9 protein-coding genes and 1 pseudogene are annotated in these 10,365 nt (G+C 62.1%); 8 read left to right on the forward strand and 2 right to left on the reverse strand.

Annotation, left to right across the window (positions count from 1 at the left end):
* A partial coding sequence (locus F6X40_RS43745) for a hypothetical protein (protein ID WP_222946302.1) occupies positions 1-281 on the reverse strand: 281 nt, incomplete at its 3' end.
* A gap of 252 nt (positions 282-533) precedes the next feature.
* Here F6X40_RS43745 and kdpF point away from each other — a divergent pair.
* The 7 genes from kdpF (at position 534) to F6X40_RS40220 (ending at position 9,436) form a co-directional block, all read left to right on the forward strand.
* Entirely contained in the window at positions 534-629 is a 96-nt protein-coding gene (kdpF, locus tag F6X40_RS40190; protein WP_090806156.1) for a K(+)-transporting ATPase subunit F, read from the forward strand.
* Positions 626-2,434, forward strand: a complete 1,809-nt coding sequence (kdpA, locus tag F6X40_RS40195) for a potassium-transporting ATPase subunit KdpA (protein WP_187631711.1) — start codon at positions 626-628, stop codon at positions 2,432-2,434. Before kdpF ends, kdpA begins: the two co-directional genes overlap by 4 nt.
* 85 nt (positions 2,435-2,519) lie before the next feature.
* Positions 2,520-4,604, forward strand: a complete 2,085-nt coding sequence (gene kdpB / locus F6X40_RS40200) for a potassium-transporting ATPase subunit KdpB (protein WP_187631715.1) — start codon at positions 2,520-2,522, stop codon at positions 4,602-4,604.
* Positions 4,605-4,623: 19 nt separating this feature from the next.
* Complete coding sequence (gene kdpC, locus F6X40_RS40205) at positions 4,624-5,208, forward strand: potassium-transporting ATPase subunit KdpC (RefSeq protein ID WP_187631712.1); 585 nt, start codon at positions 4,624-4,626, stop codon at positions 5,206-5,208.
* Positions 5,209-5,284: 76 nt separating this feature from the next.
* Entirely contained in the window at positions 5,285-8,113 is a 2,829-nt protein-coding gene (locus tag F6X40_RS40210) for a sensor histidine kinase (RefSeq protein WP_187631713.1), read from the forward strand.
* Positions 8,110-8,823 carry a response regulator gene (locus tag F6X40_RS40215; RefSeq protein WP_187631714.1) on the forward strand — a complete coding sequence of 238 codons (714 nt, stop codon included), beginning with the start codon at positions 8,110-8,112 and terminating at the stop codon, positions 8,821-8,823. The genes F6X40_RS40210 and F6X40_RS40215 overlap by 4 nt, the downstream gene beginning before the upstream one ends.
* A 1-nt stretch (position 8,824) precedes the next feature.
* Entirely contained in the window at positions 8,825-9,436 is a 612-nt protein-coding gene (locus F6X40_RS40220) for a universal stress protein (protein WP_410452720.1), read from the forward strand.
* A gap of 69 nt (positions 9,437-9,505) precedes the next feature.
* Here the strand turns inward: F6X40_RS40220 and F6X40_RS40225 are convergent, their stop codons facing one another.
* Positions 9,506-9,775: a cation:proton antiporter gene (locus F6X40_RS40225; protein ID WP_262421732.1), complete on the reverse strand. Its 270-nt coding sequence runs from the start codon at positions 9,773-9,775 to the stop codon at positions 9,506-9,508.
* Position 9,776: 1 nt separating this feature from the next.
* Here F6X40_RS40225 and F6X40_RS40230 point away from each other — a divergent pair.
* Positions 9,777-10,067, forward strand: a pseudogene (locus F6X40_RS40230) (cation:proton antiporter); the annotation flags it as partial.
* Positions 10,068-10,365: the final 298 nt, after the last annotated feature.

Genomic DNA, 10,365 nt, shown 5'->3' on the forward strand with positions numbered 1-10,365 from the left:
ATCGTGAGGGAGAATTTTTCTGAGGTCAGTGCGCTGGCTGCGAGTACATTGCCGTTTGACAGGTTGGTGGGGACGGTACGCAGGCGGTTGGAGCGTGGCTGACGGGGTGTGCTTTGCGGTGTGCGAACTCTGCTCAGAAGAATCATTCCGGCAGCCTCAGACAGATAAAGGTCGCGTCTGGTCCATGCTGCTTCGGCGCGCCCGGAGAACAGAGCTGCCTGCGCCTGACGCAGTCCGGATCTGCGCGAACGGCTGACGCCGAACCCGGGGAGGACGCGCATCGCGCAGATCGCCTTGACTGGTGTTCCTTCGAGGCGAGAACCGGGTCCCGTTTACATATTTTTTATACCCCAGCACGTGGTCTTACCACGGCGTTTACGCCCTTTTTCATAGGCTTGATCTTGGAAAGATCCGTCATGGGAGGGCATCGTCATGGATCTGGTTTACCTCATCGCCATCGCCGCATTCGGGGGGCTGGTCGCAGCGCTCGCGGTCGGCTGCGACAAGCTCCGCCGCGCCCCCGGAGGCCGTCCATGACTTCCTGGATGACGTGGCTCGCCGCAGTGTCGACGCTCTTACTGTTTGTCTACCTCGTGTACGCCCTGCTGCGAGCGGAGGCCCTCGAATGAACGCCAATAACCTGTTCCAGACAGGACTTTATATCGTCGTACTGATCGCGCTCGCGATTCCGCTTGGCCGCTACATGACCAGCGTGCTTGACGGCTCGTCCGTCGTCGTGCGGCGTATCGGAAGGCCGCTGGAGGCGGTGTTATACAAGCTCGCTGGCGTCAATCCCGAAGCCGAAATGGCATGGACGCACTATGCCCTCGCCTTGATCGTTTTCAATGCGCTTGGCGCGCTGGCCGTGTACGGATTCCTGCGCCTCCAGCAATGGCTGCCGGCAAACCCGCAGGGTTTCGGCCCGATGACCCCCGACGCTGCATTCAATACGGCCATCAGCTTTGTGACCAATACAAACTGGCAGGATTACACGCCGGAGTCGACCGTCAGCTACCTGACGCAGATGGCCGCGTTAGCCGTTCAGAACTTTTTTTCGGCCGCCACCGGTATTGCCGTCGTCGTAGCGCTGATCCGCGGCTTTGCACGCCATACGACGAAAACCATCGGCAACTTCTGGGTCGACCTCACGCGCATCACGCTTTACATCCTCGCGCCGCTCGCGACGGTCATCGCGCTCGTATTCATCAGCCAGGGTGCGATCCAGAACTTCGAGTCATACAAGGACGTCGCCACGCTGCAGGTCACGACCTACCAGACGCCCAAGACCGATGCCAAGGGCAACCCGGTGAAGGATGCGAAGGGCAATCCGGTCATGGTCGACAACAAGGCCGACAGGCAGACCATCGCGATGGGACCGACCGTGTCACAGGAAGCGATCAAGATGCTCGGCACCAATGGCGGCGGCTTCTTTAACGCCAACTCCGCGCACCCGTATGAAAACCCAACGCCGTTCGCGAACTTCGTGCAGATGATCGCGATGCTGGTCATTCCGGCCGCGCTGTGCCTTGTGTTCGGTCGCATGGTAGGCGACCAGCGCCAGGGATACGCCATCCTCGCCGCGATGACGATCGCCTTCGCGGCCGCCTGCTGGGTGGAGATTTCCTCCGAGCAGGGCGGCAATCCGCTGCTTGCCTCGCTGCATGTGGATCAAACCGCGTCCGCCTTGCAGCCGGGCGGCAACATGGAAGGCAAGGAGACGCGCTTCGGCATCGCGCAGTCGGGGATCTTCACCGTTGCGACGACGTCGGCTTCATGCGGCGCGGTCAATAACATGCACGATTCGCTCACGCCGATCGGTGGCATGGTCCCGCTACTGCTGATTGAACTTGGCGAAGTGATCTTCGGCGGTGTGGGCTCCGGGCTATACGGGATGCTTGTGTTCGCGTTGCTCGCGGTATTCGTCGCCGGGCTGATGATCGGCCGCACGCCCGAGTACGTCGGCAAGAAAATCGAGTCGTACGAGATGAAGATGGTCTCGATCGCCGTGCTGCTTACGCCATTACTCGTACTGTTAGGCGCGTCGGTTGGTGTGCTGACGGCAGCGGGTGTGGCTGGAATCGCCAACCCCGGTCCGCACGGGTTCTCTGAAATCCTCTATGCGTACAGCTCGGCCGCGAACAACAACGGCAGCGCATTCGCCGGCCTGTCGGTCAATACGCCCTTCTACAACGTGACGCTCGCGATCGCGATGTGGTTCGGGCGCTTTGGATCGATTGTTCCGGTGCTTGCCATCGCCGGTTCGCTCGCGGGCAAGAAGCGCATTGCCGTTACCGCCGGTACGCTGCCCACGCATGGCCCGCTGTTCGTCGTGCTGCTGCTCGGCACCGTGGTACTGGTCGGTGCGTTGACCTATGTGCCCGCACTCGCGCTCGGCCCGGTCGTCGAACACCTGATGATGATCTCGGCCCACTGATTTCGAGGACAGCATGACTACCCATACCCAACCGCCTGTCCATCAGCCGGGTAATATTGGTCAGGCGCGCACCGCGGCCAGGTCGATGTTCGATCCGACGCTGGTTCGCCCGGCAATCGTGGACTCCTTCAGGAAACTCACGCCGCGAACCCAGCTGCGCAACCCGGTGATGTTCTGCGTCTACGTCGGCAGCATCCTGACGACGATCCTGTGGTTTGCTGCGCTCGCCGGCCAGGCCGAGGCGCCTGCGGGGTTCATCCTCGCGATCGCGCTGTGGCTGTGGTTCACGGTGCTCTTTGCGAACTTTGCCGAAGCGCTGGCCGAAGGCCGTTCGAAGGCCCAGGCCGCGTCGCTGCGCAGCGCCAAACACAATGTGGTGGCAAAGAAACTGCAGGAGCCGCATCCGAAAGCGCCGATCCGCATCATGGCCGCGAACGATCTGCGCCGCGGCGACGTCGTGCTGGTCGAGACAGGTGACGTGATCCCGGCCGACGGCGAAGTGATCGAAGGGGTGGCGTCGGTCGACGAATCGGCGATCACCGGCGAATCCGCACCGGTGATCCGCGAGTCGGGCGGCGACTTTTCATCGGTGACGGGTGGCACGCGCGTGCTGTCGGACTGGATCGTCGTACGCGTCAGTGTGAACCCGGGTGAAGCGTTCCTTGACCGCATGATCGCGATGGTCGAAGGCGCGAAGCGTCAGAAGACGCCGAACGAAATTGCACTGACGATCCTGTTGGTCGCGCTGACGCTGGTTCTGCTGTTCGCTACCGCCACGCTGCTGCCGTTCTCGATGTTCTCCGTCGAAGTGGCAAAAGCCGGCCACGTCGTGACGATCACCGCGCTCGTTGCCCTGCTCGTGTGCCTGATTCCAACGACGATCGGCGGCCTGCTGTCGGCGATCGGTGTTGCCGGCATGAGCCGCATGATGCAGGCGAACGTGATCGCGACCTCGGGCCGTGCTGTTGAAGCCGCCGGCGACGTAGACGTGCTGCTGCTCGACAAGACCGGCACGATTACGCTCGGCAACCGTCAGGCCTCGGCCTTCATACCGGCACCGGGTGTCACGGAGGAAGCGCTCGCCGACGGCGCACAGCTGTCGTCGCTTGCCGACGAGACGCCGGAAGGCCGCAGCATCACTGTGCTCGCGAAGCAGCGTTTCAACATCCGCGAGCGCGATATGAACTCCTTGCACGCGACCTTCCTCGCGTTCAGCGCGCAGTCGCGGATGAGCGGCGTCGACCTGTCCCCCAAGGGGACTTCCTCCGGGGCGCCGGGCCGCGAGATCCGCAAGGGCGCGGCAGAAGCGATCAAGCACTATGTCGAAATGCACGGCGGGCAGTTTGCATCCGAGGTCGAGAGCGCCGTGACGGATGTCGCGCGACGTGGCAGCACACCGCTCGTGGTGGCGGAAAAACACGGCGACGTAGCGCGCGTGCTGGGTGTGATCGAACTGAAGGACATCGTCAAGGGCGGCATCAAGGAACGTTTCGCCGAACTGCGCCAGATGGGCATCAAGACCATCATGATCACCGGCGACAACCGGCTGACCGCCGCGGCGATCGCGGCCGAAGCGGGCGTCGACGATTTCCTCGCCGAAGCCACGCCGGAGGCGAAGCTCACGATCATCCGCACGCATCAGGGTGAAGGACGCCTCGTCGCGATGACCGGCGACGGCACCAATGATGCCCCCGCACTCGCGCAGGCCGACGTCGCGGTGGCCATGAATACGGGCACGCAGGCGGCTAAGGAAGCCGGCAACATGGTCGACCTCGACTCCAACCCGACGAAACTGATCGAGATTGTCGAGATCGGCAAGCAGATGCTGATGACGCGCGGGTCGCTCACGACATTCTCGATTGCCAACGACGTCGCGAAGTATTTCGCGATCATCCCGGCGGCGTTCGCGACGACCTATCCGCAGTTGCGGGTGCTCGACGTGATGCATCTGAGTTCGCCGGCCTCGGCAATCCTGTCGGCAGTGATCTTCAATGCGCTGATCATCGTGGCGCTGATCCCGCTTGCGCTCAAGGGCGTGAAGTACCGACCGCTGGGGGCTGCCGCACTGTTGCGCCGCAACCTGCTGGTCTATGGGCTCGGCGGAATTCTGCTCCCATTTCCGTTCATCAAGCTGATCGACATGATCATGTCAGCGTTTGGCTGGGTTTGACACAAGGAGCGCAAACATCATGAAAAACCTGATTCGCCCCGTACTTGTGCTGTTCGTCGTACTGACCGTGATCGCGGGGGGCATTTATCCGATTGCTGTGACGGCCATCGGACGTATGGCGTTTCCACACCAGGCGAGCGGCAGCCTGATTGAGCACAACGGCAAGGCAGTGGGCTCCGCCTTGATCGGCCAGCAGTTCGACGCACCGTACTATTTCTGGGGACGCCTGTCGGCGACCACACCGAACCCTTACAACGCGCAAAACTCGGGCGGCTCGAACCTTGGTCCGACCAACCCCGCACTCGCTGACGAAATCAAAGGTCGCATCGATGCCTTGAAGGCAGCGGGCACCGACATGTCGCAACCGGTACCGGTGGATCTTGTGACGTCCTCAGCCAGCGGTCTCGATCCCGAGATCAGTCCCGCTGCGGCGGCCTATCAGACCGCACGCGTTGCCAAGGCCCGCGGGCTGACGACCGACCAGGTCACCGAGCTGGTTGCCCGCTCTACGTCCGGGCGGCAGTTCGGCATTTTTGGCGAAGCGCGCGTCAATGTGCTGAAGCTCAACCTCGCGCTCGACGATCTCAAACCCATGCACGGATGATGTGCTGCCAACGTGCGTCTGGCGTGAAGGTGGGCGGGTCTGACGTCTGCCGCCGGCCGTTTATGGGAGACACTCGATGGACCGCCCCGACCCAGACGAACTTCTGGATAGGATCCAGCGGGATAAAGAGAAACAGCAGCGTGGCCGCCTGAAGGTCTTCTTTGGCGCGTCAGCGGGCGTGGGGAAGACGTTTGCGATGCTGCAGGCCGCCCGGCGGCAGCACGAAGAAGGCGCCGATGTGGTTGTCGGGATCATCGAGACCCATGGCCGCAAGGAAACCATCGCGCTGCTGGATGGTCTCGAGATACTGCCGCTCGCGCGCCACGAATATCGCGGCCACCAGCTCTCCGAGTTCGACATCGACGCCGCGCTCGCCCGCAGGCCAAAGCTCATCCTCGTCGACGAGCTCGCGCACTCGAACGTGCAGGGCGCGCGGCACCTGAAGCGCTGGCAAGACGTCCACGAACTCCTCGACGCGGGCATCGACGTCTACACGACGGTCAACGTCCAGCATCTCGAAAGTCTCAATGATATTGTCGGTCAGATCACGGGTATCCGGGTCTGGGAAACTGTCCCCGACCGGGTGTTCGATGGCGCCGACGAGGTCACCCTAGTCGACTTGCCCGCCGAAGAGCTGCTCGACCGGATGCGAGACGGCAAGGTCTACCTGCCCCAGCAGGCCGAGCATGCCGTGCGTAACTTCTTTCGCAAGGGCAACCTGATTGCGCTGCGCGAACTGGCGCTGCGCCGTACCGCGGATCGCGTCGATGCGCAGATGCGTGAGTATCGCGCCGACCAGTCTATTGAGCGTATCTGGCAGGCACGGGAGCGGCTCATTGTGTGCGTCGGACCGGGGCCGGAAGCGCCAGTGCTGGTGCGCGCCGCTTCGCGGCTCGCCACGAGCATCAAGGCCGACTGGATGGCCGTGTATGTCGAGACGCCGAAACTGCAGCGCATGCCGGACGACTTGCGCAAACGAACGCTCGATGCGCTGAAGCTCGCCGCCGAACTCGGTGCCGAAACTGCCACGCTCGACGGGACTGACGCCGCACAAACGCTCGTTGCTTACGCCCGCATGCGCAATGTGTCCAGGTTGGTTGCCGGCGCGTCAGCGCGGGGACGCTGGCGGCGGCTGATCGTGGCGCCGGTCGGCGAGCAGCTCGTGCAGTACGCGCGCGACATCGACGTCACGCTGATGAGCGCGGCCCCGGAGCGTGAGGGCCGGAATATGCGAGCCGGTGCTCCGAGCTTTGCTGTGGCGCCCGGAGGCGGCGGGCGCTTGAAGCCGCAAAGCTATTTTTACGCCCTGGCAATCTGCGGAGGAATCACAGTCGTTGCGTCAGCCTTTCTCCATCATATCGCTCTGGCGAACCTGGTGATGCTGTATCTGCTCGGCGTGATCTTCGCGGCCGCGCGACTCGGGCGCGGGCCGGGCGTGCTGCTGTCGTTCCTCAGCGTGGCGGCATTCGATTTCTTCTTCGTACCGCCACAGATGACATTCGCGGTTTCGGACACGCAATACGTGCTGACCTTCTTCGTGATGCTGCTGACTTCCTTGACAATCAGTCATCTGACGTCGAGCCTGCGCCGTCAGGCGCACATCGCGACCATGCGCGAACGGCGCACCAGTGCGATGTACGCCATGTCACGTGAACTGGGCGCGGCGCTGACGACCGGGCAGATCATCGAGATCGGTACGCGGCACGTCGGCGAAGTGTTTCACGCGCGCGTCGCGATCCTGCTGCCGGACAGCGCAGAGAAGATCTGGCAGAAAGTCGAAGAGCCTAACCCTGCTGTCATGCTGGACGCACAAGCGCTCGACCTCGATATCGGTCAATGGGTGTATGACCAGCAAAAACCTGCCGGACGTGGCACGGATACGCTGCCCGCCACGGACGCGCTGTACCTGCCGCTAAGGGCACCGATGCGTACGCGCGGCGTGCTCGCGATGGTATCGGAGCAGACTTCGGATCTGGCGAGTCCAGAGCAGCAGCGGATGCTCGATGCGTTCGCCGCCCAGATTGCGCTGGCGCTCGAACGCGTTCACTACGTGGAAATCGCGCAGGACGCGCTCATCAACATGGAGTCCGAACGACTGCGCAACTCCCTGCTGTCGGCGATCTCACACGACCTGCGCACGCCACTGACCGCAATCGTCGGATTCGCGTCGATGCTTGCCGAACAGGACAAAAGCGGTGTGCCTGCGAGAACGACCAGCGAAGTCGTCGACGCAATCCACGAGGAGGCGCTCAGGATGAATGGTCTTGTCACGAACCTGCTCGACATGGCACGCCTCGAAGCGGGTGGCGTGCGCCTGAACCGGCAATGGTCGATGCTCGAGGAGGTCGTCGGCGCGGCCCTCGGCGCTTGCCGGCGTACGCTCGCCGGGCGCCCAGTCCAGGTGCATGTACCGCCTGATCTGCCACTGCTGCAGCTTGATGCGGTGCTGATGGAGCGGCTCTTTGTGAATCTCTTCGAGAACGCGGCGAAGTACACGCCACCGGGGACGCCGCTCACGATCGATGCCACGCCGGCCCATGATGGCGGCCGGAAATATGTGAAGGTCTGCGTCGACGATAGCGGGGCCGGCCTGCCGCCGGGCATGGAGACGCGCGTGTTCGACAAGTTCACGCGCGGCGAGAAAGAATCGGCGAAGGCCGGGATAGGTCTTGGCCTCGCGATCTGCCGTGCCATTGTCGAGGCGCATGGCGGCAGGATCGGGGCCGAGAATCGTACCGGCACAATGGGTAAGATCATTGGCGCGCGCTTCTGGTTCATGCTGCCCGCCGATGAGACCCCGCCGGCCGAAGCGCCACCCGCAGAGCTATGGCCCGACGATGGAGAGCAGGCGGCGTCAACAGGGGGCGCCTTCCCGGCACCGGCCGTCGATCCGGCAAAACCATGAGCGAGCCGACGGTCACCGTTGTTCTGATTGAAGACGACAAGCACATCCGTCGTTTCGTTCACACGGCACTGGAAGCGGATGGCATGACGGTCTTTGATGCCGAAACGGGGGAGCAAGGGCTGGCGCAGGCCGCAACACGGCGGCCTGATCTCGTCATCGTCGATCTTGGTTTGCCGGATATGGACGGCATTGACGTGATTCGGGAACTGCGTAGCTGGTCCACTGTGCCAGTGCTCGTGCTGACGGCGCGAACCCGGGAGGAGCATAAGGTCGCGGCGCTCGACGCCGGGGCCGATGACTACCTGACCAAGCCGTTCGGATTGCCGGAACTGACTGCGCGAATCCGCGCCCACCTGCGGCGGCGAACCTGCGGCGGCAGGACGGAGTCGACCAAAGTGCATTTCGGCGCTGTCACGATCGATCTTGCTGAACGGAGGGTAACGCGCGACGGCCAGATCGTCCATCTTACCCCGATCGAATACCGGCTACTGTCGGCGCTTGTGTCACGCGCAGGATGGGTGCAGACGCATCGACAGCTACTTCAGGAGGTGTGGGGCCAAACGCACGCTGATAACAACCACTATTTGCGAGTCTACATGGGGCACCTGCGCCAGAAACTCGAACGCGATCCGGCGCAACCAGAGTACATCATCACGGAGACTGGCGTAGGCTACAGACTGGTCGGAGCGAACGACTATCAGGGGCAGTAGCATGCAATCCGCACTGAAGCGCCGACTCAGTGGGAAATTGCGCTCAGAAGTGCTGTCGTCATGTTTGCACCGCGTTCGAGACGTCGCGTTGACTGGATTTTTACGTGTCCTGCGTATAGTTTTGCAACTCATTGACACGCTCTGTGCTGAAATGGAAGTGTCAAAGTCGGTCTGCTGGCCGAAATCGGAGTGCTCAATGTTACGGTTGCTGATCCCCGTAGTCGATAGCGGCGGTGCCGTACAGGCTGCCCGACACGCCGCATTTCTGTATCTGGAACACTGCGTGTCCGAAGTCGAACTGCTTGAAGTGCTTGAGCCTATTGACGAAGGGCGTGTGGCAGCGTTTCACTCGCGCAGCGCATTGCGTCGCCATGAGAAGCACATCATGCTCGACGCGCTGATCCAGACACGCTCGGTCCTTGAGGATGCAGGCGTTCCGTACAAATGGAAGCGGGTGTTCGGGCACGGCGCAAGAGCCATTGCCGCCTATGCTGCAAAGACTCAACCGGATGTCGTCGTGATCGACGCCAGCCATTTCGGTTTCTTTCGCAGACTGACCATGCTCGCCGGGTTGTGGCGCGTGACTACCAGGCCGGTAACCATGGTTCACTAGACTGCATGCGCGAGCGCAACGATGAGGATGAAAAGCAGGCGTGCATGAAACTTTTGAGGCCCCGCATCTTTAAACGACACCCAATCGCCTTAGTAGCGGCGTCATCGTGGCGCCCTGAACGAAGATTGAAAAAGCAACCACGGCAAAACACACAGTAATGATTTCTTCGCGCCGTGGTAGTCCGGGCGGCAATCCCATCGCGAGCGCCAAGGCCAAGGCACCGCGTAGCCCGCCCCAGAACAGGATATGTTGATGCCGCACCTCGATCTGCAGCGACGAGCGCGAGAAGGGCATGCAACACGGGTACACAGCCACGGCGCGCCCCAGCATCACGACCATGATGGCGATCCCGATCGATAGCCACACGGTGTCGTATTCCCTGCGCGTCGGTTCGGTCTTTTGCGGTTTGCTAATCGGCAACGCAGTGCTATCGCTGCTGCACCGCACCGACGATCACCTCGTCGAGATCACCTTCGCGATGATCGCGGCCTATGGGTCGTTTCTGCTAGCCGAGAACCTTCACCTGTCCGGCGTATTGGCCACGCTGATAGCGGGCCTCGTGATGGGAAAGCGGAACACGAGCGACGCGATCACGAAGAGAGGTCGGGAAGCCGTCGAGGTCGTGCTTGAGTACACGGTATTTGCGGCGAATTCGTTCATCTTTCTTTTCATTGGAGTTCAGCAGCCCGTTCATTGCGGCGCAAATCCGGCTTCGCCGACCTGCCGCCGAAGATTCGCCCCGAAAGTGATTCATCGGGCAGCCTTTTATGCAGTTGAGCAAGCGGACTTGCTCTACATGCACAGCGGACGCCACTCCGTCGCAATCATGGTAACCACAAGAGAGGCCTGCACTATTGTCGTTGCGGATGATCAAGAAAGAAGCGCAGCATTTCGGCACTCGCATCCGGACCAGTAGCGTCCGTATAACT

Origin of the sequence: Paraburkholderia sp. UCT31 (assembly GCF_014397655.1) — a bacterium.
GTDB lineage: Bacteria > Pseudomonadota > Gammaproteobacteria > Burkholderiales > Burkholderiaceae > Paraburkholderia > Paraburkholderia tuberum.

Bases quoted from the DNA above. Each gene is read 5' to 3' on its own strand.
- F6X40_RS40215 (WP_187631714.1), top strand. From the start codon at position 8,110: ATGAGCGAGCCGACGGTCACCGTTGTTCTGATTGAAGACGACAAGCAC.
- F6X40_RS40220 (WP_410452720.1), top strand. From the start codon at position 8,825: ATGCAATCCGCACTGAAGCGCCGACTCAGTGGGAAATTGCGCTCAGAA.
- F6X40_RS40210 (WP_187631713.1), top strand. From the start codon at position 5,285: ATGGACCGCCCCGACCCAGACGAACTTCTGGATAGGATCCAGCGGGAT.
- kdpB (WP_187631715.1), top strand. From the start codon at position 2,520: ATGTTCGATCCGACGCTGGTTCGCCCGGCAATCGTGGACTCCTTCAGG.
- kdpF (WP_090806156.1), top strand. From the start codon at position 534: ATGACTTCCTGGATGACGTGGCTCGCCGCAGTGTCGACGCTCTTACTG.
- F6X40_RS40225 (WP_262421732.1), bottom strand. From the start codon at position 9,775: ATGGTCGTGATGCTGGGGCGCGCCGTGGCTGTGTACCCGTGTTGCATG.
- kdpA (WP_187631711.1), top strand. From the start codon at position 626: ATGAACGCCAATAACCTGTTCCAGACAGGACTTTATATCGTCGTACTG.
- kdpC (WP_187631712.1), top strand. From the start codon at position 4,624: ATGAAAAACCTGATTCGCCCCGTACTTGTGCTGTTCGTCGTACTGACC.